Origin of the sequence: Kitasatospora sp. NPDC088160 (genome assembly GCF_044741445.1) — a bacterium.
GTDB lineage: Bacteria > Actinomycetota > Actinomycetes > Streptomycetales > Streptomycetaceae > Kitasatospora.
Genome location: NZ_JBIUSS010000003.1, coordinates 87,888 through 112,711 on the forward strand (window position 1 = coordinate 87,888; position 24,824 = coordinate 112,711).

Below are 24,824 nucleotides of genomic sequence, written 5' to 3' on the forward strand. Positions count from 1 at the left end.
CTCCAGCCCGCCCCGCCGCCGCCCACCACTTCCCATCGCCGCCCCCGCCCCCGTGGGCGCCCGCCCGCCAACGTCCCTAGCCTGGAAGCAGGAGGAGGCGAAGCACCATGCTTGGAGACGCACCACTGCAGGCCGTCATCCCCGCCGCCGACCTCGCCCGCGCGAGGAGTTTCTACACCGACACCCTCGGCCTCAAGCTCGCCGAGGAGACCGACGAGGAACTGGTCTGCGACTGCGGCGGCACCCAGTTCACGATCTACCACACCCCCAGCGGCGGACAGGCCGCCCACACCCTCGCCAGCTTCAAGGTCGCCGACCTCGACGGCGCGATGTCGGCCCTGCGTGAGCGCGGCATCACGTTCGAGGAGTACGACTTCCCCGGGCTGAAGACCGTCAACGGCATCGCCGAACGCGACAACCTCCGCGCCGCCTGGTTCAAGGACAGCGAGGGCAACATCCTCTGCCTGGCCCAGTCCGTCAGCCGGTAGCGCAACCCCCCATCCCCCCCGGGCCGAATCCGCTGCCCCGCCCGCTCACCACGAGCGGGCGGGGCAGCAGCCTCGCGACCGCCGGACGACCGGCCCCCACCCGCAACGGCTGGGCCAGCACAACCGGTTCTGCTCCTGCCCGGCCCGGACAGGGGTCAGCGCATGCCCTCGTGCCGGGGAACCCCGTGCCGCAGCCGGTGCTCCGCGAGGCGCTTCCGGTCGACGACGTGATCCGCCGCCTCTCGCAGCCGGCCCAGCACGGAGCTGTCGTCGCGGCTCACCACCGTGAGGTCGTCGTTGACGATCAGCATGCCGAAGTCGAACAGCACGTGGTGGTTGGCACACAGGCAGAGAACGTTGTCGACGGTGTCCGACCCGTGGTGCGGTCTCCCCAGGGGTGTGATGTGTGCGGCCTCGGCGTAGGCGCCGCCCGGGACCACCATGCGGACACCGCACACCTGACAGGTGTAGTCGTGCGCACGTTTCACGTGGGTGGCGATCGCGGTGTTCCGGACGACGCGCTCGATCGATGTCGCGGATCGGACCGGCCCCGTCTCCCGGCCGTCCTCATCCGTCGGAGCCGTCACCCGATCCGATACCCGATCCGTCACCGGAGCCGCTACCTGAGCCGTCACCCGATCCGATACCCGGGCGACTGCCGCAGCCTGTTCGGCCGGGGGAAGGGCGACCAGGCGGAACCGCCACACGAGGAAACCGTCGGAGGAGGTCTCGGACCAGAGGTCCTCGACCCGGAAGAGCCCGTCGTAGCGGTAGAAGGAGCGGGTCGCGGTGGTGACTCCCCGGACCACGCGAACCGGGGCCCCGGTCGCCGCGCTCGTCGCCAGGGCCGCGTTGCCGCGCGTCAGCTGCTGGTTCCGGGCCGGCTGCCCCGTCTGCGGGCTTCGCCCGCCCTCCCCGGTGTAGAGGATCACATCACCGAGGTCCTCGCCCTCCTCGTACCCACCGGAGACCACGATCGATTCCGCGCCGAGCTCTCGCAGACCGCAGATACCGGCCTGGAGCGGCCGGTGCACACCGGCCAGCGAGAGCGTCCGCCGGTTGTCGAACTCCTGGCCCAGTCGTACGCCCGGCACCGGCCCGATGCCGTCGGGGAACGGGCCGAACTCGACGGGAGCCTGCCCTTCCGGGAGGGCCGTGGCCAGTTCCCTGACCCTCGCCCGCTCCTCCTGCCGCGCCGTCTGGGCGCGGAAGAGCACCTCCCCGATGAAGGTGTCCCGGGTGGCCGCCAGCCAGGCGCTGTCATCGGCGCGCAGCGCGGACAGCCCGTCGAAGAGTTCGCGAAGCCGCGACTCCGTCGGAATGGTCCGTCCGTCCAGGTAGGAGTCGAGGGTTCGCGCGCTCAGGTCGCAGTGGCGCGCCACCCGTTCGGTCGACGGGTCGCCGACCTTGCTCCACAGTCCGCGCAGCGCGCGAGTGAAGTCCTCCTCCTCGGGTGTGCGGCCGGCCGTCGCCGCGCCCTGCCGCCGGGCCGCCTCCGCGAGGCCTTCCTCGGCGGAACGTCGCCGGTCGTGCCACTGCCGCCGTTCGAGCTCGCTGCCGCTGCCCCACGCCTCGACCATGGCGTCCAGGTTCTTGGCGCTCGGCAGGCGGGATCCGTTCAGGGCGGCGTAGACCGCCGTCCGCGAGGCGCCTCGCGCGACGACCGTCTCGACCGTGCCCCGGGAGCGTTCCTTGAGTTCGCGGAGCTCGCGGGCGAAGGAGACCAGCGGGCCCGTTCCACTCAGCGGGAGCCTGCGCGCCATATCCCCACCGTGAGATTCCTCACAGTTCCTCTCCCATTTCCTGTGATGTGAGTCACATCGATGACGCCAGTGCGCCTCTGACCTGGACCAAAATCAACTTTCTCAAGTCCCGCGATGTTTTCTGCGGTTTTTTGGCCTTCCACGGCTCTGTCATCGTAGCCACTGTCGGTACGAGCCGTACGCCCCACAACGGAGCGACGGCTCCCTGCGTCAACAGGAAGCCGTCATCACTCGTAGCCCCATCAACACCCGGAGAACTACATGCACGAGGGTACGGGGATTCCCGCGTCGGGCGGAAGCGTCCAGGCCACGGGCACCGCACCGCCCGCACCGGGCCCCCGCTGGCTCGCTCCGGCCGGAGTCGCCGCGACCGGCGCAGGCCCGGTCGCGGCCGGATTCCAGAGCAACAACACCATCGCGATCATCTCGGCGACCCCGAGCCTCGTCGTGGTGCTGCTGTTCTTCTTCGGGGTCGTCTGCCCGGCGGTCTGGTCGCGCAAGGCCCAGCGCAAGAAGGCGGCCCTCAACGTGCTCAACACGCTCATCGGGCGGAGTCCCACGAGCCCCATGAGCCCGCCGCCCCGACGGTAGACCCACGACCACACCACACCACACCCGTTCCCCGTCCCCGATCCCCGTCCCCGATCCCCACACCCGATGCCGCCGCCCGACGCCGCCCACCCGCCTGCGGACGGACACCTCCGGTGGCGGGACGGGCCGGGCTGGCCTTGACTGGGGCGGATCGTTGCCCCGCTGCGGGAGGACCGAGGGATGAGGTCGGTGAGGGAGGCCGCCGGCCGTTGGGGGGAGCGGCTGGCCCGGGGCCGCGGGCAGTGGGAGCGGGCACGGGTCGAGGCCGAGCGGCGCTTCCCGGTGATCACCGAGCTGACGGCCCGGCTGCTCTCCCCCGGACTGCTGGACGCCGCCACCCGGATGGCCTCCCAGATCTTCCTGACCTCCGTACCACTGCTGTTCGCGGTGGCCGCGTTCGCCCCGCCCGATGTGCGGGACCAGCTGGTGGCCTCGCTCCGCGCGCTGTTCGGCGTCTCCGGCGCCTCGGATCAGGAGCTGCGCCAGGCGCTGTACGGCACCGGGGACCTGCGAGGCACCACCGGAATCATCGGCGTGCTGATGGCACTGCTGTCAGCGACCAGTTGCAGCCGCGCGGTGGCCCGGGTCTGCGAGCACGCCTGGCGGCTGCCGAAGGCCGGTACCCGGGCGGCGGCCTGGCGGTGGCTGCTGTGGATCGTGGCCTGGCTGACGGTGCTGCTCTTCCAGGGCTCGCTGCGGGACGGTTTCGGTGTCGGCTTCTGGCTGGGCCTGCCGCTCACCTTCGCGGCGTCCTTGGTGGTCTGGTGGTGGACCACCCACCTGCTGTTGAGCGCCCGGGTCGGCTGGCTGCCGCTGCTGCCCGGCGCGCTGCTGACGGCCGCCGCGGCCACCGCGATGTCACTGACCGCCCGGGTCTACATGCCGGGCGCGCTGAACCGCAGTCTGGCCCAGTACGGTTCGCTGGGGCTGGTGCTGATACTGCTGTCCTGGCTGATCGCGCTCTGCGCCGCCGTCACCTTCTCCGTCACGGCGGGGGCGGTGCTGGCCCAGGGGCCCCCGCTGAACGTCTACCTGGGCACGCCCGCCCCGGACCCCCCGCGCACCGGCTGATCCGTCGACGCCGCCACCACCACGGAGCAGCCACCAAGCACCACCGCCGCCACCACCACCACCACCGTCAACGCCGGCGCAGCCGCCGTCGGACGAGCCGGCCCGTGGCAACCGGGTCCCAGGAGCCCGGGCGGTCCCGGGTCAGCGGGTAGCAGGCCAGGCCGATCAGCACGGCGCTGAAGTGGCCGATGCTGGTGTAGTCCCGGCTCTGCGCGACGCCCAGGCCGTAGAAGACCAGCACAACGGCCACGTACAGGTACCGCCAGGGCCGCACGATCAGGTAGGTGAGCACCGCGACCACCCCGGCGAGCGCGTAGCTGACGCCGTAGTCGAGGGTGTAGACGGCCCTCGGCGGGGCGATGCCGCGGTGGATCGCCCACCCGAGCAGGCCCTCGCTGAGGTAGGTCGCGCCGACGTGCGCGATCATCGCCACCGAGATCCAGCGCAGGGTGCCGAGCCAGCGTTCGGCGGGTACGTGGAAGAGGTTGTAGAGCAGGAAGTAGCTCAGCCAGCCGCCGCCCGCGATCCACAGCGCACTGGTGATCAGCACGCGCACCGGTGAGACCTGGAGGTGGTGCAGGTTGGTCGAGCGCCGTTCCAGGATCCGGTCGGCGGTCGCGCTGTCGACGTGGCGGATCACCTGTGTGGTGGCGAGCAGGATCGCCAGCCAGACGTAGGTGCCCGGGGCCCGGCGGACGTAGGTCCGGACCGCGTGCGCGAGGCGTGCCCACCAGGGGCGCCGGTGTCCGGGCGCGTTGGTGGTGCCACCGGTCATCGGCGCCTCCTCGACGGTTCCCTTCACCCTCACCCGGGGCGGCCCCCGGCGCGTCTACGCGGTGCGCCCTTCGAGTGACCGGGTCTCGCGGACGGTCTACGCACCGGCCGCCGGGGCCCAGCAACCCCCGGCGCACGTCCCGACCCAGGCCGACCCGGCGCACGGCGCCAGCCCATTCGCGGCGACCAGCACGGGCGCGGTGATCCGGCGGATCGTGGACACCGGGCCCGAGCCCGCCGCGCCGGCCGCCGTCCACGCCCTGGACCCGGCGCCGGCCGCCGTGGTGGTCCGCGCGCTGAACGCCGACCCGGCCGGGCGCCCGGCGGACGGCGCGGCGCTGCTGGAGCTGCTGACGGCCGCTCCGGCCCCGGGCGTCCCGGCACCGAACGCGAGTTCGGTCCGCGAGGAGATCACCCGGGGCTGGCGTACGCTGGCGCTCTGACCGCCCGGAACGGGCCGCCGGGGGCTGCCGGGCGGCACCACCGGGACCGCACAGCGAGGGCGACGGGCACGATGAGCGAGCGCGGCACGACGACCGCACCTGCGGGTATCGACGCCGGTCCCGGAGCTCGGCACCCGGCGCTGCGCGTGGCGGACCGACTGCGGCTGACCACGGTGTACGTGCTGCTGCTGACCGCGACGGCCTGCTGGCTGGCCGGCCAGAGCCACGGCGCCCGGGCCCGGTTCGTCCGGCACAACAGCAGCAACGTCCACCACATGGAGGTCGGCAAGTGGTGGACGATGTTCACCAGCGGGCTGGTGGTCGACGGGGTGCCCGCCTGGGCGGGCATCGCGGCGGTGGCCGTGGTGCTGGGCCTGGCCGAGTGGCGCTGGGGCCCGGCCCGGGCCGGCGCGGTCTTCGTCTTCGGCCACCTGGGCGCCACCCTGCTCACCGAGGGCGCCATGTGGGTGATGCTCACCGCCCGGATCCCGGGGGCGCTGTCCCGGGCGCGTGACGTCGGGATCAGCTACGGGCTGGTCGGCACCGCCGGCTGCCTGCTGGCCCTGGGCCCGGCCCCGCTGCGCCGGTTCGGGCTGCCCGCGCTCGGGCTGGGGCTGGCCGTGACCTGGGCGCTGGACCAGCAACTGGCCGACGCCGGGCACCTGGTGGCGCTAGGCCTCGGCGCACTGGCCGCCCGGACGCCCTGGCTGCGCATCCGGGCCCGGGCCCGGATGCCGGTCTCCGCCGCACGCTGACGGCCCTCCGACACTCCCCCCGGCGCTCCTCCCCGGGGTCTTGCGATCACCCCCACCCCGAGTAATGCTGATTACATGATTACAACCTCACCCGAAGAGCTCCGGGGGTGGTTCACCGGCCGCCTCCCCGCCGACCTGTTCACCGATCTCGTCGAGATCACCGCGGACCGCGAGGAGATCACCGTCGTCGGCCGCATCACCGAGCCCACCCTCGACCGGACGGCCTCGGACGCCGAGCGCGAAGCGGCGTCCGAGGGCCGGATCGCCGAGTTCCGCGACCGGACCAGGGACGCCCGGATCGCCGTCGCCCGGGAGGCCGAGCGCCGCTACGGCCGCAAGGTCTCCTGGGGCGCCGAGTGCGGCGACCTGAGGGGCATGTTCACCACCGTCTCCGCCCCCGTCATGACCCGGCTGCGCCAGCCCGAACGGCAGGTGCTCGACACCCTGGTGGAGGCGGGAGTCGCCCGCAGCCGCAGCGAGGCGCTCGCCTGGTGCGTCCGCCTGGTGCAGCGCCACTCCGACACCTGGCTCACCGAACTGCGCGAGTCGCTGGAGAACGTCCGCCGCCTGCGCGCCCAGGGGCCGGACGCCGACAGCGCCTCCTGACTCCTCTCCCCGGCGTCCGGCCACCCAACGCGCCTGGGAGAAAGCCGGGTTGAGGCCAGGCGACCACCGATCGGCCACGGCGAGGGGCGGCAACAGGAGCGGCCACCCCTCGCCGAGCCGATCGTATGCTCTTGCGATACTCTGCAAACCTATGCCAGAGTGCGGGCATCGGATACGCCGAATCCCCTCACACGTCGCTAAGTCAGGAGCCCGCGCCTCGCGGGTCAAGGGTGCATGCATGTCGAAGGTCTTGAGCAAGCTGCCGGTCGGTGAACGGATCGGCATCGCATTCTCCGGTGGATTGGACACCTCCGTCGCCGTCGCGTGGATGCGCGAGCACGGCGCCGTCCCCTACGCCTACACGGCCGACATCGGCCAGTACGACGAGCCGAACCTCGCCGACGTCCCGGCCCGCGGTCGCGCCTACGGCGCCGAGCAGGCCCGGCTGGTCGACTGCCGGGCGGCGCTGGTCGAGGAGGGCCTGGCCGCCCTCGCCTGCGGTGCCTTCCACATCCGCTCCGCCGGGCAGACGTACTTCAACACCACCCCGCTCGGCCGCGCCGTGACCGGCACCCTGCTGGTCCGCGCGATGCGCGAGGACGAGGTCTCCATCTGGGGCGACGGCTCCACCTACAAGGGCAACGACATCGAGCGGTTCTACCGCTACGGCCTGCTCGCCAACCCCAGCCTGCGGATCTACAAGCCGTGGCTGGACCAGCGGTTCGTCACCGAACTCGGCGGCCGCAAGGAGATGTCCGCCTGGCTCTCCGAGCGCGACCTGCCGTACCGCGACTCCGCCGAGAAGGCCTACTCCACCGACGCCAACATCTGGGGCGCCACCCACGAGGCCAAGCGGCTGGAGTACCTGGACACCTCGATGGAGATCGTCAGCCCGATCATGGGCGTGGCCTTCTGGGACCCGGCGGTCGAGATCCAGACCGAGGACGTGACGATCGAGTTCGAGTTCGGCCGTCCGGTCCGCATCAACGGCCGGGCGTTCGCCGACGCCGTCGAGCTGGTGCACGAGGCCAACCGGATCGGCGGGCGCCACGGCCTGGGCATGTCGGACCAGATCGAGAACCGCATCATCGAGGCCAAGAGTCGCGGCATCTACGAGGCCCCCGGCATGGCGCTGCTGCACACCGCCTACGAGCGGCTGCTCAACGCGATCCACAACGAGGACACCGTCGCCACCTACCACACCCAGGGCCGTCGGCTCGGGCGGCTGCTGTACGAGGGCCGCTGGTTCGACCCGCAGTCGCTGATGCTCCGCGACAGCCTCCAGCGCTGGGTCGGCCAGCCGGTCACCGGCAGCGTCACGCTGCGACTGCGCCGCGGCCAGGACTACTCGGTGCTCGACACCCAGGGCCCGAACCTCAGCTACCACCCCGAGAAGCTGTCCATGGAGCGCAGCGTCGACGCCGCGTTCGTCCCGGACGACCGCATCGGCCAGCTGACCATGCGCAACCTCGACATCGCCGACTCGCGCAGCAAGCTGGAGCAGTACGCGGTGCACGGCCAGCTGGCGCCGTGGAGCGGCCTGATCGGCGAGCTGGCGCCCGGCGGGGCGGCACCGATCGCCGCCGCCGGCCCCGACGCCGAGGCGCTGGCGGCCAAGTCCACCGCGCTCGACAGCGCTGCGATCGAGTCGGGCAACGACTGATCCGCTGCCGTGACCACGTCCGAGGGCCGCCGCACCACACCGGTGCGGCGGCCCTCGGCGGTTCCGGGCGAGCTGCGGCCGTTCCGGGCCTGAGCCCTCCGGGCCTCACCCGCACAGCGGCCCCGGCCGTGCACGGCGGCCCCGGGCGTAGCTGAATGGGGCAGACGTGTGCCCGGCGGGAGCAGGGCCCGGGCGACGGCTTCACCGGACGCCCCGGGCAGCGGCTCCACCGGAGGCGGGCCCGGACGGCGGCCCCGCCGGGCGAGCCCGGGCGACGGCGAGGAGGCGGGAGCGGGATGGGCGAGGCGGTCGGTTCGATGCTGGCGTCGGCGGTGGGCATCGCGATCAGCCCGCCGGCGCTGGTCGCGGTGGTCCTGATGCTGGCCGCACCGCGCGGGCGGACCATCGGGCTCGCCTTCGCGGCCGGCTGGGCGGCCGGCCTGGCGGCGGTGGTGGCGGTCGTGGTGGCGGCGGGCAGAGCACTGGGTTCGGGTGGCGGCCGGCCGGACTGGCCGTACTGGCTGGAGCTCGCGCTGGGCGTCCTGTTCGTCCTGATGACCTGGAAGCGGTGGCGCGACCGGCCCCGCGCGGGGCGCGTCACCGCGCCGCCGAGGTGGATGCGGGAGGTGGGCCGCTTCAGCGCGGGCCGGTCGGCCGGTCTCGCGGTGGCCCTGGTCACGACCGGCCCGAAGAACCTGGCACTGGCCGTCGGCGGCGCGGCCTCGATCGCCGCCAGTACGGCCGGGATCGGCGGCACGGTGGTGGCCGCCGCGCTGATGGTGCTGATCGGCTCGCTGTGCACGCTGCTTCCGCTCGGGGTCCACCTGCTCCGCGGGGACCGCTCGGCGCGGACCCTCGGGGAGTGGAAGGCCTGGCTGGCCACCCACAGCACGGCGATCACGACCACCGTGCTGGCCGTGATCGGGGCCGAGTACGTCGGCGACGCCATCACCGGGCTCGCGTGAGCCCTCCCTCATCACCGGGCTCGCGTGAGCCGCCCCTCGGCGGCCGGCCCGCTGTCAGAGCCGCCGGGCCCCACACCACCACAGCCCTCCACCCACCAGCGCCCGGCTCACCGGATGCGCACCACCCCTCTCCCCCGCACCGACCGCAGGCCCAGCCGTCCGCCGTCCGTCCCCGGGCGCACCGCCAGCACGTCCCTGAGCGTCAGCAGGATCTCGCCGTCGTAGCGCTCGGCCAGCTCCCGCGCCAGCTGCGCGGCACCGCCCGGCCCGGCGTCCGGGGCCAGGGCGGGCAGGTGGCCGGGGGCGCTGAGGTCCTCGGCCTGGGCGGCCCAGCGGGCCGCGTCCCGGGTCTCGCCCTCGGCCGCGTAGTGGACGGCCAGGCAGTGCACGGCCAGCCGGTCGCCGTACTGCGTCGCGATCCGCCACCAGAAGACGCCGTCCGCGGTGCGGCCCATCCCGTAGAGCAGGCAGCCGAGGGTGCGGAAGGCCGTCTTCTCGGCGAGTTCGAGGTCCAGCGCCAGTTCGCCCGGTTCCACCGCGCCCGCCACGGTGGCGCACAGGTGCCGCAGGTCGCGTCGGAGCTCCGTCCGGCCGCCGGCCCACGGGGGTTCGCCGAAGGCGTGCGGCGGCCGGGCGTTCGCGGGCGGGCGGGCCGGGCGTTCGCGGGCGGGCGGCGCGGGCCGGCGGGCGGCGGCGAGCCGCTCGGCCAGCCGACGGGTGAAGGCGGCCGGGTCGTGGTCGCGGAACTCGCGTTCCAGCAGGGCGGCGTCCGCCCGCAGCAGTTCGGTGACCTTCACGGCGCCTGCCCGTCGTCCGGCTGCTCCAGCAGGTACTCCAGGTGGCGTCGCCCGAGGCTGTAGTAGGTGCGGGCGGTGGTGTGCGCGATGCCGAGGCTGCGGCCGATGTCCGGGTAGGACAGGCCCGCCTGGCGCAGCCGGACGACGTCGGCCTGGACCGGGGCGGCGCGCGCGAGTTCCTCCATCGCCCAGTCCAGCGCATCGAGTTCGGCGAGCTGGTCCAGTTCGTCCTGGCTGGTGTCGGGCCGGCGCTGCGCGATGACGCGCAGCCGTTTGCGTTCGGCGCGGCGGCGCTCGCGCAGGAGGTCCACCACCGCGTCCTTGACGATCTTGAAGGCGAAGGCCTGCGGGTCGGCGCTGGCCAGGGCGCGGCGCCAGTTCTTGTAGAGCGTGGCGCCCGCGTTCTGGACGGCGTCCTGCGCGTCCTCGCGATGTCGCAGGCGCTGCTGGGCGTACCGGAGGTAGCCCGGGTGCTCGCGGGTGAAGAAGGCCTCGAAGTCGGCCGGCAGCGCGCCGAGCGGGTCCGCCCGCAGGTCCCGCTTCTCGCCCGGCCCGGGGGTGTTCAGCACACGCGCCCCCCTTTCGTGGGTCAGCTGGCCGGCCCACCGGGTGGCACGCCGACGGCCCCTGGGGGCTCGTGGTGTAACCGTCCGGGCGGCCCGGGTTGTTGACCGGATCGGGCGGACAATTGGCGACCGTTTCCGTTCACTTTCGAACACCGGCGCTGACCTGCCGGTTCGGCCCCGACAGGAGCCCGGGACCCAGGCGCACGTGACCCACGTCACAGGCTGCGGGCCGTCCGACTTGACAGGGCGAATGCCGCGACTACGACGCCGGCTCCACCACCGCCGAGTCGAGCGCGGCGGTCACCCGCTCCAGCAGTACGCGCAGCGCGGCCAGGTCCTCGACCGGCAGCCCGGTCGCGTCGAACAGCCGGCGCGGCACCTGTCCGGCCCGCTCACGCAGGGCGGAGCCCTCGGCGGTGAGGCTGACGGTGACCGACCGCTCGTCCTCCGGGCTGCGCTCGCGCCGTACCAGTCCGGCCGCCTCCAGCCGCTTGAGCAGCGGGGAGAGCGTGCCGGAGTCGAGCCGCAGGCGCTCGCCGATCCGCTTGACGGGCAGGTCGCCGTCCTCCCAGAGCACGAGCAGGACGAGGTACTGGGGGTAGGTGAGCCCGAGGTCGCGCAGCAGCACCCGGTAGACGCCGCCGAAGGCGCGGGAGGCCGCGTTCAGCGAGAAGCAGATCTGCTGGTCGAGGCGGAGCAGTTCCTCGTCCGCCATGCCGGGGAGCGTGGTCATGGCTCCATGGTACCGATCACCCTCACGCCATTTAGTTGTGCGCAATTGAATTGCGTGCTCTACTTATCTCCAGAGGGCGGCCCGGGCGGCCGCCGGAACACACGAAGGGAACCGACCATGGACGCGCTCTACACCGCAGCCGCCACCGCCAACGGCCGGGAGGGCCGCGCCGTCAGCTCCGACGGGCAGCTGGACCTCGCGCTGGCGATGCCGCCCGCTCTCGGCGGCAGCGGCCAGGGCACCAACCCGGAGCAGCTGTTCGCGGCCGGCTACGCGGCCTGCTTCGCCAGCGCCCTCGGCCTGGTCGGCCGCCAGGCCCGGGTCGACACCAGCGAGGTCTCGGTCACCGCCGAGGTGTCCATCGGCAAGGACGGCGCCGGTTTCGGCCTGGCCGTCGTGCTGCGCGTCGAACTGCCCGAGGCGCTCGCGGACGGGACCGGCGAGCAGCTGGTCAAGCAGGCGCACGACGTCTGCCCGTACTCGCGCGCCACCCGCGGCAACATCCCGGTCGAGCTGGTCGTCGAATAGGCCCAGCAGGCCACGCACGCCGAGTAGGCCGAACGGGCTACGCAAACGCCGGCCAGGCCGCCACCACAGACGGGCCCGCCACACGTACCACCGTGTGGCGGGCCCGCCCGCGCCCCGGCTCAGCCGTCACCCGGCCCGTTCACCGAGCGCAGCGTGTCGAGCCTGTGCCGGTACTCCTCGGTGTCGATCTCGCCACGCGCGAACCGCTCCGCGAGCAGTTGCTCGGGCGTCGGCCCGGCCACCGCGCCGTGCGGCGCGCCCCACCCCGGCCCCGCCGCACCCGAAGCCGCCGCACCCGGACCCGCCGGGCCGTGCGGCAGCGGCCGGCGCGACCGCGACACGTACCGGAACAGGGCGATGGCGGCGAGCACCAGGACCAGCAGGACCAGCAGAGTCAAGATCGCCATCACGCCGATGCCCCAGCCACCCAGAACGTGGCCGTGTCCGTGCCAGTACCTCATCGGGACCTCCTCCTCCGGCCCCGTAGCCGGGGCCCGCCGAGGTGACCAGCGCCTCACCACCATCGTGCGCCCGCACCGGACCGAAGCGCCCTGAAGAAAGCCTGAGAAAACGTTCCGGCGCTCAGCGCCCGGCCCACCGGGGTAGCGTTGCCGCCCATGAACCACCACCCGCCGGCCGACGACCGCTCGCCCGAGCAGCTCGTCGCGGCCGGGGTGCTGCGGCGCCACGGGGACCACCGCCCCCACCCCGCGCTCGGCCACTCCCCGATCAGCTACGTCTCCACCGCGCTCTGGGCCGAACTCACCGTGCTCGCCATCGCACCGCCCGCGGCCGAAGCGACCGCCACCGCCCTGTTGCGCGCCATCGCCGCACGCGCCGTGGACGCGGCCCTGGCCCCCGGCAACGAACGCGCCCCGCGCGACGACCTGTACGTGGCCCACCCCGCGCACATCGGTGCGCACCGCCGGACGGTCTGGTTCCAGCGCTCCGGCCCGCGCGGCCCGGTCACCGCCACCTTCGCCCCGTGAGACGGGACGCTCAGCGCTCGACCTGAAGGCTGTGGCAGACCCAGCTGAGCCGGTCCGGCCCCTGCAGCGGCGGCCGGTCGTGGTACGTGCCGTCCGCGACCGACAGGTTGACGATCAGGTACGCCTGCCAGGCGGGACCGACCCCGTGCAGGTCCGCGTAGACCAGCTCGTCCCCGACGTACCAGTCCACCGAGTTCGCGCCGAGCACGACCCGCAGGTCGAAGGTCGCCCCGGGTGCGATCCCCGAGCCGGCGCCGTGCCAGTACCGGTACCCGCCCCGGACGTGGTTGGAGAACTCCAACAGGTCCGGATGGTCGGGGTGGTACTCGAAGAGGTCGACCTCGTTGCCGCCGCCCCGCCAGGTCCAGACGGCCGGCCAGGCACCCAGCCCGACGGGCAGCGTGATGCGTGCCGACAGTTGGTCGCCGGTGCGGGCCTGGAAGCCGTCCGGACTGCCCTCGGTGGTGAGCAGGTTGCACGTCCAGAGCCCGCCGACGAGCCGCCGGGTGGCGCTGAACACGCCGCCCGGGCAGTAGCCGCGGCCGAGATAGTCGAGCTTGTGGTCGCTCCGGTTGGTCGGCCCCATCCGGGGGTAGGCACTGCTGCGCCCGGCGGTCCACTGTCTGGCCGAAGTGAAGTCCGCGTCGAACACGACCGCCACGGCCGCCTCCCCTGTGCTCCGGCGCCCCGGCAGTTCGACCCGCCAGGCACACAGGGTGAGTTACCCGATACGCTCCGCAGTATGCGGAGCGGAACGCCCGGGCCGGAGCAGCGCGCAGCGGTCGGATCGCAGGATCTCGGGATCGACGGATCGACGGATCGACGGATCGACGGATCAGCCCACCGGAGCGGCCGTCCCGCCCGCACCGAGCCGGTCGGTGACCGAGACCACGCCGTCGACCGAGCGGCACAGGTTGAGCACGATCGGGACCAGGTACGGCTCGGGCACCGTACCGCTGAGCACCACCCGGCCCTGATCGACCTCGACGCCGATCTCCGCCGGGCTCACCCCGTCGATCCGGCCGAGCACCTCCTCGACGATCTCCCGCCGGATCACCACGTCCTCGCGTAGGAAGACCCGCAGCAGGTCCCCGCGGCTGACCATGCCGGTCACCCGCCCGTCCTCGTCCAGCACCGGCAGCCGCTTCAGCCCGTGCCGGCTCATCAACCGGGCCGCCGCGACCACGCTGGTCCCGGGGGTCGTGCAGACCGGCTGCCCGGTCATCAGGTCGGCCGCGGTCACGGCACCGCCCGGGCCGGCCTGCGCCGCCTCGGGGGCTGGCAACAGAGCGCCCGGATCCTCCTGCGCGGCCAGCGTGCGCAGCAGGTCGGCCTCGGAGACGATCCCGAGCGGCCGCCCCTCCGCGTCCACCACCGGCACCCCGGTGATGTCGTACTCGGTCAGCAGCGCGACGATCTCCCGGAAGCCGGTCTCGGGCGCAACCCGGACCACGGGGCTGGTCATCACAGATTCGACGGTGGCATGCCGCACGCCGGTTCACCTCGTCCACGACACTCTTGCGGCCGGGCGCGGATCGTCCCGACCGGTACCGGCAGCATCGCGCCCGGTGGCACGGGCCGCCAGGGGCCAAGGGGCTGAACGGGTGGGACCTTGGGCCCGCCCGCCGAACGCGGATCCGACACCGTGCCGAACCACCGCCCGCCCGGCGCCTCGCCGAAACCACCGACCCTGCGATCCGGCGACCCGGTGACCCGGACGGCGCAACCATCACATGATCGACTCGTTGGACCGTCCACCACGACAGCACGAACGGCATCCGGGGAGGGCACGTTGGCAGGACGGACGATGGGCGCGGCATCGTCGGCGCAGGGCGCCGCGGCGCGCCCGGTGGCCCAGGCCGAAGCCGCGCTGGTGCGCCACTACCGCCGGCTGGCCCGGCTGGCGTACCTCGCGCTGCCCGCCGACCGGGACCGGCACAGCCGGGTGCTGGCCGCGCACGCGACCGTCCAGCGCGCCCTGCCCTCCCGCTGGACCCGCCCGGCCGGTCCGCCGGCGGCGGACGAGGACCCGGTGTACGCCGCACTGCGCCTGCGGGTGCTGCGCGCCGCGCTGCGGCCGCACCCCGCGCGGCGGCTGCCCGCTCCCCGGATCTGGGGACTGCGGCTGTTCACCCCGCACGGCGGCGAGGAGGACGCGGCGCTGGACCGCGCACTCGCGGCCCTCGACGCCCCCGCCCGGGCGGCCTTCGCCCTACGCGCGGTGGAGGGGCTGACGCCGGAGCAGACGGCCGGGGCGCTGCGACGGGCCGGGGTCGAGCACCCCGAGGAGGCCGTCGCGGCGGCGGCCGGCGTGACCGCCGGGGCGGACCCGGAGCCCCCCGCCTTCGACCCGTGCGCGGTGCGGGTCCAGCCCACCGACCTGCTGCGCCGCCGCCGGACGTGGAGCGCCGCGCTGCTGGTCGGCCTGCTCGGACTCAGCACGACGGCGGCCGTGGTGGCCGACTCCGGGCCGGCCGCGCCCGTGGCCCGCCCCGCGCCCGCCCCGTCCGGCACCGCGGCCGACCCGGCCCGCCTGACCCGGGTCGAGCCGGACCGGTGGCAGCACACCGCGCGGGTCGACTTCACCGCCTGGCCCGCCCGCGGCGACCGCCGCGACGACGGCGCGCTGCTCGGCCGCGCCCTGGCCGCCTGGGAGCGGCCCGGCCCGCAGACCCGCGGCGAGCCGGGCGTGGACGCCACGCCGCCCGTCGCCCCGCCGGCCCTGCTGTTCGCCGGGACGGTCGACGGCACCGCCCTGGTGGTGCTGTTCGACGGCCGGCGGCTCGCCCGCTACGCCGACGGGCGCGACGGCGGCCTGGACCTCGCCCGGGCCGACGACTCGGACGTGACCACGGCGGGCGCGGTGGTGCTGCGTCGCCAGGGCACCGCCGTGCGCTATCTGCTGGCCCCCTGGGTGGACGCCGCCGAGACCCGCCGGATCGACCAACCCGACTCCCCCGCGCGGCCGTTGGACCACCCTGACGGGGTCACGGCGGCGGTCCCGGGCGGCGGGCTCGCGGACTGCCACGGCGCCACGGTTCTCCAGCTGCACTCCTCCCCCGCCATCGCCGAGAAGCACGCCTTCCTGCTGACCGACCTCGGCGGGCTCGTCCCCGCGCACCTCACCTACTCCCCGCCGCCGGACCGCGCCCAGCCGGCCCGCGAGCCGCGCGAGGCCACCGGCCAGGACGCGCTGCTGGCCTGGGCCAGCGCGGGCTGCGCCGTCCCGGACGGCACGCCGGGCGTCAAGCAGCTCAACCTGTGGGCCTTCGCGGTGCAGCCGCTGCCGCAGAACGCGGGCTCGGCGTCCTGGGTCTGCCTGCGCGCCGACCGCTGGACCGGTGAGGGCAGCGCCGCCACCGCCGTCCTGCTGCCGACCGCCCGCGGCCCGCAGCGCACCGGCGGCGGCCCGGGGCGGGCGTGCAGCCGGTTCGAGCAGGACGTCGTCGGCTGGGCCTGGTGGCGCTCCCCGCAGGGAGCGGAGTTCCTGCTCGCGGCGGGCAGCCGGCGGGTCACCCGGCTCGCCGTCAAGGGCCCGGACTGGTCCGCCGACCGGCCCGTCCCGGACCACACGCTGGCCGTCGAGCGCCCGGCCCGGGCGACCGTCCAGGTGGAGGCGGCCCTGGACGGCGGCACCCGGATCAGCCCGCCGCGCTGAACCGGCCGGCCGACTCGCGCGCGTACTCCGGCAGCTCGCTCTTCGGCAGCTCGTTGCCCGGCAGCTCGCTCTTCGGCAGCTCGTAGTCCGGCAGCTCGACGCTGGAGACCTGCTTGCCGAGCTCCAGCATCCGGTTCAGCACCCAGCGCCGGTTCAGCAGCCCGTTGCGCACACGCAGGCCGGTGGCGGTGCGCGGCGCCAGGAACGGTCCGGTGCGGTCCCCGCCCTTCTGGCAGCCCTCGGCGTAGCCGCGCAGCAGCCGCTCGTACCGGGCGAAGGCGGTGCGGTGGTCGCCGCGGGCCCGGGCCAGTTCGCCGGCCAGGACGTACGCGGCCACCACGGCGGTGCCGGTGCCCATGCCGCCGATGGTGGCGCCGCAGGCCGCGTCGCCGAGCAGGGCGATCCGGCCACTGGACCAGGTGGGGACGTCGGTGCGGCTGATCGAGTCGAAGTAGAGCTCGGGGGCGTGCCGCAGGCTCTCCAGCAGGCGCGGCACCTCCCAGCCGAGGCCCGCGAAGGCGTCCCGCACCAGGGCCTTCTGCTGCTCCGGGTCATGGCGGTCGTAGCGCAGTTCGGGCGAGGCGAAGAGGCAGAAGGCGCCCGCGCGGGCCGGGTCGCGGTGGTCGGCACCGATCGAGGCGAGCCGGCCGGGGACGTTGAGGCCGACCGAACCGGGCGCCAGGCCGAGGTCGTCGGGGAACTGCCAGGTGGCCGCGTAGTAGCCGAGGTGGCGGACGTAGCGCTGCTCGGGGCCGAAGGCGAGCCGGCGGACGTTGGAGTGCAGCCCGTCGGCGCCGATCACCAGGTCGAACTCGCGCGGCGCGCCGTGCCGGAAGGCGGCCCGCACACCGCCCGGGGTCTCCTCCAGGGCGGTGATGGAGTCGCCGAAGACGTACTCGGCGCGGGCGCGGCTGTGCCGGTACAGCAGCTGGGCGAGTTCGCCGCGCGGGATCTCCAGCTCGCCGCCCGCGAACTCGGCGGGCAGGTGCAGGAGTCGACGGCCGTCTGCGCCGAGGAAGGTCATCGGGCTGCCGCCGGTGTCGAGCGCGCGCAGTTCGTCGAGGACGCCCATCCGCTCCAGCACCGTCAGGTGGGTGCGGCCGCGGAAGTCGACGTTCTGGCCGCCGCCGCGCAGCGCCGGGGCGAGTTCGACGACGGTGACCTCGAAGCCGTACCGGCCGAGCCAGTGGGCCAGGGCGGGGCCGGCGATGCTCGCGCCCGAGATCAGGACCTTGGTGCTCATGGGAACCACTCCGTCCGAGAGGGTCGAGAAACTGTGTCCGGTGGATACCGTTTTCTGCTGTGTGCGGTAGACGCAGTTAGGTCGGACGAGCAACCCCCAGAACGGGAGCGGACTGTGAGCGAGGCGGCGAACGACATGGTGCGGCTGCTCTGGGGCCCCCCGGCCAAGCCCACCCGCGGGCCGAAACCGGCCCTCAGCCTGGAGCGGATCGCGGCGGCGGGCGTCGAGATCGCGGACGCCGAAGGCCTGGGCGCGGTCTCGATGCAGAAGGTCGCCGGGCTGCTCGACTTCACCAAGATGTCGCTCTACCGCTACGTGCCCGGCAAGGCCGAACTCGTCGCCCTGATGGTCGAGGCCGCCGTCGGCGAGCCCCCGCAGGGCCGGCACGCCCACGACTGGCGGGCCCAACTCACCGCCTGGGCACACCACTTGACCGAGTCGTTCGGCCGCCACCCGTGGCTGCTCGATGCCACCGTCGGCCCCCGGGTGATGGGCCCGAAGGAACTCACCTGGCTGGAACGGGTGGTGACCGCCCTCGACGGCCACGGACTGACCGGCCCCGAGCGGATGGACGCCGCCGTCCTGCTCGCCGGACACGTCCGCAGCATCGCCCAGCAGTCCCGCGCCGCCGGGCCCGACGGCTCCCCCGAAGCCGAACTCCTCACCGCCCTCGGCACACTGGTGCACCAGCACGCCGACCGCTACCCCGCCCTGGCCGCCGCCATGACCGGGGAGGACGGGCGCGACCAGGCCCTGGACTTCGGCCTGGACCGCATCCTGGACGGCCTCGCCGCCCTGATCACCCGCCGAACGGGCACCGCCTGACGCCACCTGCCCCGCCGCGCCTCGCGAGGAAATCCGATGGGCCTGCGTTCGGTCAGCCGCTAGCATCCCGGACCATGGCGATGTTCGTGCACCTGACCACCGCGGCGAACGCGCCGCGGATCCGCCGTGCCGGGATCCGGGCCGACAGCCGGGGGCAGGGCGGGGTGCGCGGGCTGTACTGCTTCCCGGTACTGCCCTCGTACCCGCTGACCCACCAGTGGCTGCGCGAACTGGCCCGGTTCGGCACCGGGGGCTCGCTGGTCGCGGTGCACCTCCGGCTGGACGACGCACAGCAGGTGCTGACCGGGCACTACCGGGACCGCGCGAGGGGCGCCCAGCAGTGGGTGCCCGCCGCCGAGGCGGTGCGGCGGGTCGCCGAACTGGCGGACCCGCGCGGCTGGGAGGTGTTCGTGCCGCGCGCGGTGGGCGCCCGCGAGGTCCACCGGATCCGCGGCGTGCCGCAGGTCGCCGGCTGGCGCTACCAGCCGAACGCCCACGGCACCCGGCCGTGCCCCTGCATGGGCTGCCAGCCCGTCGGCGGGTACGGCAGCCGTCGGCTGCGCGAGCGCCACCAGCACCCGCTGGACGCCCCGCCGCCGCCCGTGCCCGTCCTGCTCGCCCGGATCGAGGCCGCCGGCGAGCCGGGCGACCCCGCCGAACTGCTCGCCGCCCTGCAGAGCTTCGGGCGCCGCCGCCGCGGCCCACTGGACCGCCTCGCCCGGTTGGCCGCCCACCCGGACCCGGCCGTGCGCGAGGAACTGGTGTGGGCCGTCGCCGGCTGGTCCACCCCGGGCGTCGCCGCCCTGCTCGACGGCCTCGCGAACGACCCGCACCCGGACGTCCGCGAGGCCGTCGAGGCGGCGCTGGAGCGCTGAGGGCCGGCCGTCAGGAGACGCGCTTCGCTGCCAGGAGTCGTCGGTGAGGCTCGGGACCGAGCAGGCGCGGCCGGAGCCGTAGAAGCTCCCGACGTGCCCGTTCGGCCGATCCGGGCGATCATGGGACGAACCGCGTCTCGGCGATTCGGCGCACCGGTGTCAGTCCGGCCGCGCCCGGAAGGTGGACTGCGATGTTCCAGCTCCTGTGGATTCTGCTCATCGGCTTCGTGCTGGGCGTACTGGCCAAGCTGATCCTGCGCGGGCCGCAGTCGATCCCCTGGTGGCTGACGATGCTGCTCGGCGCCGCCGGTGCCTGGCTCGGCAACGCCGTCTCCGGATGGATCGGCGTCCGCCACACCTCGGGCATCGACTGGATCCGACACCTTCTCCAACTCGGCTTCGCCGTCGCCCTGGTGGCCTTCGTCGCCCCGGCCTGGAGCAAGTCCCACCCGAGCCGCTGACCCGGACGACCCGGGCTGCCGCCGCCCCGGACCGCCGGTGGCAGGAGGCGGAGGCGGCCGACCCGTTCGGCGGGGAGGCGCCGTCAGCCGACGTGGACGGCCGGGCGGCGGCTGCGGTCCGGTTCGGCCTCGCGCAGGACTTCGCGGGTGACGGGGGCGATCTCGCCCTGGCCGAAGAGGAAGAACCTGAGGAACTGGGCGAAGGGGTTGCCCTCGGTCCACTCGAAGTAGATGTGCGGCTGCTGCCCGGTGAGGTCCCGCACCCGCAGCAGCAGGGCGGCCAGCGCGTTCGGCACGCTGGAGCTCTGCAGCGTCAGCACCCGGTAGCGGTCGTGCAACACCTCGCCGCGCACGGTCAGTTCGGCCTCGAAGTCGGACGGGTCGAGCACGGTGACCTCGACGAAGACCAGGTCGTCCTCGGTCGGGATGTCGTTGTCGGCGCGGATCTGGCGGATCTTGTCGCGGTACTCGGCGAGGTCCCGGCTGTTCGGCTCGTTGGCGATCAGCCGCAGCGGGCGGTACGTGTAGTCCCGGACGAAGCGTTCGGCGACGACATCGAGCACCACGTCGGTGACGCGCAGTTCGAAGGCCCGCTTGAGCCGGGAGAGGAAGGAGACCAGCATGATGCCGGCGATGAAGCAGCCGCCGATCTTGACGCCGTCCGGCCGCTCGGCGATGTTCACGGCCGTGGTGTAGAGGAAGACCCCGGCGATCGCGGCGAAGCCGACCGTCCTGCGGCGCTGCCCTGACTTGTGGGCGGCGATGGTGACGGCGATGGCGGCCGAGCTGATCAGCACCAGCACGCCGGTCGCGTACGCGCCGCCCTGGGCGTCCACGTTGGCGTCGAACAGCCAGGTGACCAGGAAGGCGATCAGGGTGAGGACGATCACGGTGGGCCGCACCGCGCGGGCCCAGTGCGGGGCCATGCCGTAGCGGGGCAGGTAGCGCGGCATCAGGTTGAGCAGTCCGGCCATCGCGGAGGCGCCGGCGAACCAGAGGATGGCGATCGTGGACAGGTCGTAGACGCTGCCGAAGGTGTTGCCGAGGTTCTGGTGGGCGAGGTAGGCGAGCGCCCGCCCGTTGGCCTGCCCGCCGGCCTTGAAGGCGTCCGCGGGGATCAGCAGGGTGGTGATGAGGCTGGTGGTGATCAGGAAGCAGCTCATGATCGCGGCCGCGGTGGTGAGCAGCTTGCGGGCGCCGCGGATCCTGCCGGTGGGCTTCTCCTCGGTGTCGTCCGGGTCGCCCTCGATGTGCGGCATCACGGCGACGCCGGTCTCGAAGCCGGACAGGCCGAGCGCCAGCTTCGGGAAGACGATCAGCGCGACGCCGATCATCGCGATCACGTTGCCGTGCTCCGCGGTGAGCGCGTCGGTCCAGTCGCCGACGACGTGCGGGGCCTTCAGCACGTGCCAGAGTCCGTTGGTCACCACCACGACGTTCAGCGCGAGGTAGACCGCGACCAGGACGACGGCGATGCCGATCGCCTCGCTGAAGCCCTTGAGGAAGACCCCGCCGAGCAGGGCCACCATGATGAGGGTGATCGTCACCTGCTTGCCGGTCAGCAGGCTGTGCAGATGCGGGTTCTCCACCAGGTGCGCGGTCGCGTCGGCGGCCGACAGGGTGATGGTGATCATGAAGTCGGTGGCCGCGAAGCCGAGCAGCGTGAGCACGAAGAGCTTGCCCTGCCAGAACGACAGCAGCCGCTCCAGCATGGCGATCGAGCCCTGGCCGTGCGGGCTCTCCTGGGCGACCCGCCGGTAGACGGGCAGGGCGCCGAGCAGCGTGACGATCACCAGCACGATGGTCGCCAGCGGCGAGAGCAGGCCGGCGGCGAGGGCGGCGATGCCGGGCTGGTAGCCGAGCGTGGAGAAGTAGTCCAGGCCGGTCAGGCACATCACCCGCCACCAGCGCTGGCCCTTGACGTACGGCGCCTCGGCATGCGGGCCGGGGTGCTGCTTGGCCATGTCCGACAGGCCTTCCAGCATCCACGCCCGGAACCTCGCGCCGCGGGTCGCGGGTGCCACCCCCGGATCGGCCGAACCCGACGACACCACGTGCACCCCTGTCCACCAGTCGGCCGGCCGCGCTCGGCTCCGGCCCCCCAAAGGCCGCCGGACGGCGGGCCTGGTCAGGCTAGGGGACCGGACCGGTGCCGCCGGGGAGCAGCGCGTCCGGACACGCCAGGGGTGCCCCGGACGGCCCTCAGCGGTGGCGGACGGCGCCCCGTCGTGCCGGCCGTCCCGGCGCGGCGGGCCGCACGCACTGCCCGGAACGGGCGAGGATATCCGCGCGATCGACGGATGCGTGCAGGTTTGCCGAGAACGGACACCAGGGAGGCAGCGGTGGCGGAACCGAGTCGGCGGGGCATCCTGGGCCTGGGCCTGCTGGCGGCGGCCACCGCCTCCTGCGGCACCCACCGCCCGGACCCCGCCCCGCACTCCTCGTCCGACGGTCCCGCCCCGCGCCCCTCCCCCGACGACGCCGCCCCGACCGCCGCCGCCCAGCACGTGGGCGTCCCGCCGGAGCAGTCCCTACCCGGCGCGCCCGACTGGGAGATCACCGACCCCGGCCCCGCCGACGCCATCGAGGGCTTCGCCGACCGGGTCAGCGTGCTGCCCGGTGAGCAGTTCGGCCTGCACGTCTCCACCCCGGCCGCCGCCTTCACCGTCTCCGCCTACCGCACCGGCTGGTACGACGGCGCCCGCGCCCGCCTGGTCTGGCGCCGCGAGCACGTCCCGGGCGGCCGGCAGCCCGCCCCGCGCGTGGACCCCGCGACCAGGACTGTGCTGACCGGCTGGCAGCGCACCCTCGCCGTGGACACCACCGGCTGGCCCGAGGGCGCCTACCTGCTGCGCCTGGACGCCGAGGACGGCTCCGGCCAGCGCTACGTCCCGCTCACCGTCCGCTCCGCCGCCACCGCCGGGCGGACGGTCGTGATGAGCGCCCCCGCCACCTGGCAGGCGTACAACGAGTGGGGCGGGTACAGCCTCTACAACGGCCCCACCGGCGGTCTGGCCACCCGCTCGCTGCGGGTGGTCTTCGACCGGCCCTACGACTACGACCACGGCGCCGGGCTGTTCCTGGTGTACGAGGCGCCGCTGGTCGCGCTCGCCGAGCGGCTCGGGCTGCCGCTCGCCTACACCACCGGGATCGACGTGGCCCGGGAACCCGGGTTGCTGCACGGCGCGAGTGCCGTCCTCTCCCTCGGCCACGACGAGTACTGGTCCCCCGAGCAGCGCGCCCAGGTGGTCGCGGCCCGGGACGTCGGCACCAACCTGGCGGTCCTGGGGGCCAATTGCTGCTTCCGCCGGGTCCGCTTCGAGCCCTCGGAGCTGGGCCCGGACCGGACGGTGGTCTGCTACAAGGACGCGTGGGCGCAGGACCCGGGCCACCAGGCCGGCGCCCCGGCGACCACCGACTTCCGGGCCGGCCCGGGCGCCGACCCGGAGAGCTCGATGCTCGGCGTGATCTACGACGGCTACCCGGTGGACGCCCCGTACGTGGTCGGCTCGCCGGAGCACTGGGCGTTCGAGGGCACCGGCGTCGCCGCCGGGGCGTCGTTCCCGCACCTGGTCGGCGTCGAGTACGACCGGGTGGACACCGCCTTCCCCACCCCGCGTCCGATCGAGGTGATCGCGCACTCCCCCGTGGTCTGCGAGGGCCGCCGCTCGCATTCCGACACCGCGTACTACACCGTGCCGGGCGGCGCCGGGGTGTTCGCCTCCGGGACGATGCGCTGGGTGGAGGCCCTGGACGCGCACGGGCCCGGGGGCGGCAGCGCCGACCACGGGATCGACGCCCGGACCGGGGACCTGGTCCGCCGGGTCACCGAGAACGTCCTGCGCACCTTCGCCGCCGGCCCGGCCGGCCTGACCCACCCGGCCCGGGACAACCTCGCGACCGTCTACGACGGGGCGTAGCCCGTCGGGGGCTGCGAGGGACCGTCTGCGAGGGGCCGTCGCAGAAATTTCCCGGAACGACGGATCGGGGCGGTGCCGCGGCGCCCCGGGCACGCATCGCGGTCGAACGGATTTCCGGGCCGTGGCCGGCCGTGCCCAGCCCGTCACCCGGGGCGAGGAACCGTCCGCCGCACCGATACACTCACACGGTCTCATCCACAGCAGGTCGTCAAGGACAACCGTCCGGCGTGGCACGGGTGCCGGCCGGAAAGGGCACGAGGGAAACAGAACATGGTCGAGGCCTCCCCGAAGGTCGTTGTCGTCGTCCCCACGTACAACGAGCGGGAGAACCTTCCGGTCCTCGCGGGTCTTCTCGCGGACCTCCCGGTACCGGGCCTGCACCTGCTGGTGGTCGACGACAACTCGCCGGACGGCACCGGCGAGATCGCGGACAAGCTCGCCGCGGAGTCCGGCGGCACCGTCGGCGTGCTGCACCGCACCGAGAAGGACGGCCTCGGCCGCGCCTACCTGGCCGGCATGGCCCGGGCCCTGGACGAGGACGCCGACGTCGTGGTCCAGATGGACGCCGACCTCTCGCACCCGGCCTCGGCGATACCCGCGATGGTCCAGGCCCTGCTGGCCGACGACACCGCCGTGGTGCTCGGCTCCCGCTACGTGCCCGGCGGTTCGACCGCCGCGGAGTGGCCCTGGCACCGCAAGGCCCTCTCCGCCTGGGCCAACCTCTACGTCAACACCATCCTCGGCCTGGGCGTCCGGGACGCCACCGCCGGTTTCAAGGCCTGGCGGGCGAGCACCCTGCGGGCGATCGACCTGCCGACCGTGCAGAGCAGCGGGTACTCGTTCCAGGTCGAGATGAACTACCGGGTCGTCCAGCGCGGCCTGACGATCCGCGAGGTGCCGATCCGCTTCGAGGAGCGGATCGAGGGCGCGTCGAAGATGAGCATCGGGGTGCAGGTCGAGTCGGCGCTGGCGCCCTGGAAGCTGCGGCTGAACCGCCAGGACCCGCGGTAGGCCGTAGCCCACCGGGCCGTGACCCTCACCCGGGTCAGAGCCAGGGCCCGGGCATACGGGTGCCGGTCGGACGGCTCGGCGGTGTGAAGGGCGACCACG

Annotated in this window: 26 protein-coding genes; 16 read left to right on the top strand and 10 right to left on the bottom strand. The window is 74.0% G+C overall.

Annotation, left to right across the window (positions count from 1 at the left end):
- The first annotated feature begins 107 nt into the window (after positions 1–107).
- The gene (locus ACIOGZ_RS05170) at positions 108–488 is read left to right on the top strand and encodes a VOC family protein (protein ID WP_363582641.1); all 381 of its coding nucleotides are present in this window, start codon (positions 108–110) and stop codon (positions 486–488) included.
- A 155-nt stretch (positions 489–643) separates the two neighbouring features.
- Here the strand turns inward: ACIOGZ_RS05170 and ACIOGZ_RS05175 are convergent, their stop codons facing one another.
- Entirely contained in the window at positions 644–2,251 is a 1,608-nt protein-coding gene (locus tag ACIOGZ_RS05175; protein ID WP_400984947.1) for a YDG/SRA domain-containing protein, read from the bottom strand.
- A gap of 261 nt (positions 2,252–2,512) precedes the next feature.
- Between ACIOGZ_RS05175 and ACIOGZ_RS05180 the strand changes: the two genes are divergently transcribed.
- Together ACIOGZ_RS05180 and ACIOGZ_RS05185 are read left to right on the top strand one after the other, a co-directional pair.
- A complete protein-coding gene (locus ACIOGZ_RS05180) occupies positions 2,513–2,842 on the top strand; it encodes a hypothetical protein (RefSeq protein ID WP_363617109.1) in 330 nt (109 codons plus the stop codon).
- Positions 2,843–3,022: 180 nt separating this feature from the next.
- On the top strand, positions 3,023–3,913 hold the full coding sequence (locus tag ACIOGZ_RS05185) for a YhjD/YihY/BrkB family envelope integrity protein (RefSeq protein ID WP_363582637.1): 891 nt from the start codon (positions 3,023–3,025) through the stop codon (positions 3,911–3,913).
- Between the two features lie 67 nt (positions 3,914–3,980).
- Here the strand turns inward: ACIOGZ_RS05185 and ACIOGZ_RS05190 are convergent, their stop codons facing one another.
- Positions 3,981–4,688 (bottom strand): rhomboid-like protein, encoded by a 708-nt coding sequence (locus tag ACIOGZ_RS05190; RefSeq protein WP_400984948.1) that lies wholly within the window; start codon positions 4,686–4,688, stop codon positions 3,981–3,983.
- Here ACIOGZ_RS05190 and ACIOGZ_RS05195 point away from each other — a divergent pair.
- From ACIOGZ_RS05195 to ACIOGZ_RS05215, 5 genes are all read left to right on the top strand, one after another.
- The gene (locus tag ACIOGZ_RS05195) at positions 4,675–5,130 is read left to right on the top strand and encodes a hypothetical protein (RefSeq protein WP_400805756.1); all 456 of its coding nucleotides are present in this window, start codon (positions 4,675–4,677) and stop codon (positions 5,128–5,130) included. The two genes, ACIOGZ_RS05190 and ACIOGZ_RS05195, sit on opposite strands and share 14 nt — an antisense overlap.
- A 146-nt stretch (positions 5,131–5,276) precedes the next feature.
- Positions 5,277–5,885, top strand: coding sequence for a rhomboid-like protein (locus tag ACIOGZ_RS05200; RefSeq protein ID WP_363582631.1), 609 nt, complete (start codon positions 5,277–5,279; stop codon positions 5,883–5,885).
- Positions 5,886–5,960: 75 nt separating this feature from the next.
- Positions 5,961–6,491 (top strand): hypothetical protein, encoded by a 531-nt coding sequence (locus ACIOGZ_RS05205; RefSeq protein WP_363582629.1) that lies wholly within the window; start codon positions 5,961–5,963, stop codon positions 6,489–6,491.
- 238 nt (positions 6,492–6,729) lie between these two features.
- Positions 6,730–8,154 (top strand): argininosuccinate synthase, encoded by a 1,425-nt coding sequence (gene argG, locus ACIOGZ_RS05210; RefSeq protein WP_063350707.1) that lies wholly within the window; start codon positions 6,730–6,732, stop codon positions 8,152–8,154.
- A 296-nt stretch (positions 8,155–8,450) separates the two neighbouring features.
- Entirely contained in the window at positions 8,451–9,119 is a 669-nt protein-coding gene (locus ACIOGZ_RS05215) for a GAP family protein (protein WP_400984950.1), read from the top strand.
- A gap of 107 nt (positions 9,120–9,226) precedes the next feature.
- Here ACIOGZ_RS05215 and ACIOGZ_RS05220 read toward each other — a convergent pair whose 3' ends face one another.
- From ACIOGZ_RS05220 to ACIOGZ_RS05230, 3 genes are all read right to left on the bottom strand, one after another.
- Positions 9,227–9,916 (bottom strand): hypothetical protein, encoded by a 690-nt coding sequence (locus ACIOGZ_RS05220; protein ID WP_400805759.1) that lies wholly within the window; start codon positions 9,914–9,916, stop codon positions 9,227–9,229.
- Positions 9,913–10,485, bottom strand: coding sequence for an RNA polymerase sigma factor (locus tag ACIOGZ_RS05225; RefSeq protein ID WP_063350704.1), 573 nt, complete (start codon positions 10,483–10,485; stop codon positions 9,913–9,915). The genes ACIOGZ_RS05220 and ACIOGZ_RS05225 overlap by 4 nt, the downstream gene beginning before the upstream one ends.
- Positions 10,486–10,741: 256 nt before the next feature.
- Entirely contained in the window at positions 10,742–11,215 is a 474-nt protein-coding gene (locus tag ACIOGZ_RS05230; protein WP_400984953.1) for a MarR family winged helix-turn-helix transcriptional regulator, read from the bottom strand.
- Between the two features lie 117 nt (positions 11,216–11,332).
- Between ACIOGZ_RS05230 and ACIOGZ_RS05235 the strand changes: the two genes are divergently transcribed.
- Entirely contained in the window at positions 11,333–11,743 is a 411-nt protein-coding gene (locus ACIOGZ_RS05235; protein WP_363582621.1) for an organic hydroperoxide resistance protein, read from the top strand.
- Positions 11,744–11,862: 119 nt separating this feature from the next.
- Here the strand turns inward: ACIOGZ_RS05235 and ACIOGZ_RS05240 are convergent, their stop codons facing one another.
- Positions 11,863–12,204, bottom strand: coding sequence for an SHOCT domain-containing protein (locus ACIOGZ_RS05240; protein ID WP_363582619.1), 342 nt, complete (start codon positions 12,202–12,204; stop codon positions 11,863–11,865).
- 156 nt (positions 12,205–12,360) lie between these two features.
- Here ACIOGZ_RS05240 and ACIOGZ_RS05245 point away from each other — a divergent pair, with 156 nt between their 5' ends.
- Positions 12,361–12,732: a hypothetical protein gene (locus ACIOGZ_RS05245; RefSeq protein ID WP_363582617.1), complete on the top strand. Its 372-nt coding sequence runs from the start codon at positions 12,361–12,363 to the stop codon at positions 12,730–12,732.
- 10 nt (positions 12,733–12,742) lie between these two features.
- Here the strand turns inward: ACIOGZ_RS05245 and ACIOGZ_RS05250 are convergent, their stop codons facing one another.
- Both ACIOGZ_RS05250 and ACIOGZ_RS05255 read right to left on the bottom strand, forming a co-directional pair.
- Entirely contained in the window at positions 12,743–13,393 is a 651-nt protein-coding gene (locus ACIOGZ_RS05250; protein ID WP_363582615.1) for a beta-glucanase, read from the bottom strand.
- Between the two features lie 174 nt (positions 13,394–13,567).
- Positions 13,568–14,197, bottom strand: a complete 630-nt coding sequence (locus tag ACIOGZ_RS05255) for a CBS domain-containing protein (protein WP_363582613.1) — start codon at positions 14,195–14,197, stop codon at positions 13,568–13,570.
- Between the two features lie 342 nt (positions 14,198–14,539).
- On the opposite strand from ACIOGZ_RS05255, the gene ACIOGZ_RS05260 reads away from it, so the two are divergent.
- Positions 14,540–16,390 (top strand): hypothetical protein, encoded by a 1,851-nt coding sequence (locus ACIOGZ_RS05260; RefSeq protein ID WP_400984954.1) that lies wholly within the window; start codon positions 14,540–14,542, stop codon positions 16,388–16,390.
- Here the strand turns inward: ACIOGZ_RS05260 and ACIOGZ_RS05265 are convergent.
- Entirely contained in the window at positions 16,374–17,633 is a 1,260-nt protein-coding gene (locus ACIOGZ_RS05265; protein WP_400984956.1) for an FAD-dependent monooxygenase, read from the bottom strand. The genes ACIOGZ_RS05260 and ACIOGZ_RS05265 overlap by 17 nt on opposite strands.
- A gap of 135 nt (positions 17,634–17,768) precedes the next feature.
- On the opposite strand from ACIOGZ_RS05265, the gene ACIOGZ_RS05270 reads away from it, so the two are divergent.
- The 3 genes from ACIOGZ_RS05270 to ACIOGZ_RS05280 all read left to right on the top strand — a co-directional run bounded on the left by ACIOGZ_RS05270 (position 17,769) and on the right by ACIOGZ_RS05280 (position 19,794).
- Positions 17,769–18,458: a TetR/AcrR family transcriptional regulator gene (locus tag ACIOGZ_RS05270; RefSeq protein WP_400985120.1), complete on the top strand. Its 690-nt coding sequence runs from the start codon at positions 17,769–17,771 to the stop codon at positions 18,456–18,458.
- Between the two features lie 74 nt (positions 18,459–18,532).
- Positions 18,533–19,333, top strand: a complete 801-nt coding sequence (locus ACIOGZ_RS05275) for a HEAT repeat domain-containing protein (RefSeq protein ID WP_363582605.1) — start codon at positions 18,533–18,535, stop codon at positions 19,331–19,333.
- A 191-nt stretch (positions 19,334–19,524) separates the two neighbouring features.
- Positions 19,525–19,794, top strand: coding sequence for a GlsB/YeaQ/YmgE family stress response membrane protein (locus tag ACIOGZ_RS05280; RefSeq protein ID WP_363582603.1), 270 nt, complete (start codon positions 19,525–19,527; stop codon positions 19,792–19,794).
- Positions 19,795–19,877: 83 nt separating this feature from the next.
- Here the strand turns inward: ACIOGZ_RS05280 and ACIOGZ_RS05285 are convergent, their stop codons facing one another.
- On the bottom strand, positions 19,878–21,779 hold the full coding sequence (locus tag ACIOGZ_RS05285) for an amino acid transporter (RefSeq protein WP_400984957.1): 1,902 nt from the start codon (positions 21,777–21,779) through the stop codon (positions 19,878–19,880).
- A 315-nt stretch (positions 21,780–22,094) separates the two neighbouring features.
- Between ACIOGZ_RS05285 and ACIOGZ_RS05290 the strand changes: the two genes are divergently transcribed.
- Together ACIOGZ_RS05290 and ACIOGZ_RS05295 are read left to right on the top strand one after the other, a co-directional pair.
- Entirely contained in the window at positions 22,095–23,714 is a 1,620-nt protein-coding gene (locus ACIOGZ_RS05290; RefSeq protein ID WP_400984959.1) for a N,N-dimethylformamidase beta subunit family domain-containing protein, read from the top strand.
- 270 nt (positions 23,715–23,984) lie between these two features.
- Positions 23,985–24,725: a polyprenol monophosphomannose synthase gene (locus tag ACIOGZ_RS05295; RefSeq protein ID WP_063350695.1), complete on the top strand. Its 741-nt coding sequence runs from the start codon at positions 23,985–23,987 to the stop codon at positions 24,723–24,725.
- The last annotated feature ends 99 nt before the right edge of the window (positions 24,726–24,824 follow it).

Excerpts from the sequence above, each read along its gene's own strand:
- ACIOGZ_RS05245 (WP_363582617.1), top strand. The coding sequence starts at position 12,361 with ATGAACCACCACCCGCCGGCCGACGACCGCTCGCCCGAGCAGCTCGTC.
- ACIOGZ_RS05295 (WP_063350695.1), top strand. The coding sequence starts at position 23,985 with ATGGTCGAGGCCTCCCCGAAGGTCGTTGTCGTCGTCCCCACGTACAAC.
- ACIOGZ_RS05215 (WP_400984950.1), top strand. The coding sequence starts at position 8,451 with ATGGGCGAGGCGGTCGGTTCGATGCTGGCGTCGGCGGTGGGCATCGCG.
- ACIOGZ_RS05280 (WP_363582603.1), top strand. The coding sequence starts at position 19,525 with ATGTTCCAGCTCCTGTGGATTCTGCTCATCGGCTTCGTGCTGGGCGTA.
- ACIOGZ_RS05255 (WP_363582613.1), bottom strand. The coding sequence starts at position 14,197 with ATGACCAGCCCCGTGGTCCGGGTTGCGCCCGAGACCGGCTTCCGGGAG.
- ACIOGZ_RS05180 (WP_363617109.1), top strand. The coding sequence starts at position 2,513 with ATGCACGAGGGTACGGGGATTCCCGCGTCGGGCGGAAGCGTCCAGGCC.
- ACIOGZ_RS05260 (WP_400984954.1), top strand. The coding sequence starts at position 14,540 with ATGGGCGCGGCATCGTCGGCGCAGGGCGCCGCGGCGCGCCCGGTGGCC.
- ACIOGZ_RS05185 (WP_363582637.1), top strand. The coding sequence starts at position 3,023 with ATGAGGTCGGTGAGGGAGGCCGCCGGCCGTTGGGGGGAGCGGCTGGCC.
- ACIOGZ_RS05285 (WP_400984957.1), bottom strand. The coding sequence starts at position 21,779 with ATGCTGGAAGGCCTGTCGGACATGGCCAAGCAGCACCCCGGCCCGCAT.
- ACIOGZ_RS05175 (WP_400984947.1), bottom strand. The coding sequence starts at position 2,251 with ATGGCGCGCAGGCTCCCGCTGAGTGGAACGGGCCCGCTGGTCTCCTTC.
- ACIOGZ_RS05270 (WP_400985120.1), top strand. The coding sequence starts at position 17,769 with ATGGTGCGGCTGCTCTGGGGCCCCCCGGCCAAGCCCACCCGCGGGCCG.
- ACIOGZ_RS05240 (WP_363582619.1), bottom strand. The coding sequence starts at position 12,204 with ATGAGGTACTGGCACGGACACGGCCACGTTCTGGGTGGCTGGGGCATC.
- ACIOGZ_RS05290 (WP_400984959.1), top strand. The coding sequence starts at position 22,095 with ATGCGTGCAGGTTTGCCGAGAACGGACACCAGGGAGGCAGCGGTGGCG.
- ACIOGZ_RS05275 (WP_363582605.1), top strand. The coding sequence starts at position 18,533 with ATGGCGATGTTCGTGCACCTGACCACCGCGGCGAACGCGCCGCGGATC.
- ACIOGZ_RS05235 (WP_363582621.1), top strand. The coding sequence starts at position 11,333 with ATGGACGCGCTCTACACCGCAGCCGCCACCGCCAACGGCCGGGAGGGC.
- ACIOGZ_RS05230 (WP_400984953.1), bottom strand. The coding sequence starts at position 11,215 with ATGACCACGCTCCCCGGCATGGCGGACGAGGAACTGCTCCGCCTCGAC.
- ACIOGZ_RS05205 (WP_363582629.1), top strand. The coding sequence starts at position 5,961 with ATGATTACAACCTCACCCGAAGAGCTCCGGGGGTGGTTCACCGGCCGC.
- ACIOGZ_RS05170 (WP_363582641.1), top strand. The coding sequence starts at position 108 with ATGCTTGGAGACGCACCACTGCAGGCCGTCATCCCCGCCGCCGACCTC.
- ACIOGZ_RS05190 (WP_400984948.1), bottom strand. The coding sequence starts at position 4,688 with ATGACCGGTGGCACCACCAACGCGCCCGGACACCGGCGCCCCTGGTGG.
- ACIOGZ_RS05265 (WP_400984956.1), bottom strand. The coding sequence starts at position 17,633 with ATGAGCACCAAGGTCCTGATCTCGGGCGCGAGCATCGCCGGCCCCGCC.
- argG (WP_063350707.1), top strand. The coding sequence starts at position 6,730 with ATGTCGAAGGTCTTGAGCAAGCTGCCGGTCGGTGAACGGATCGGCATC.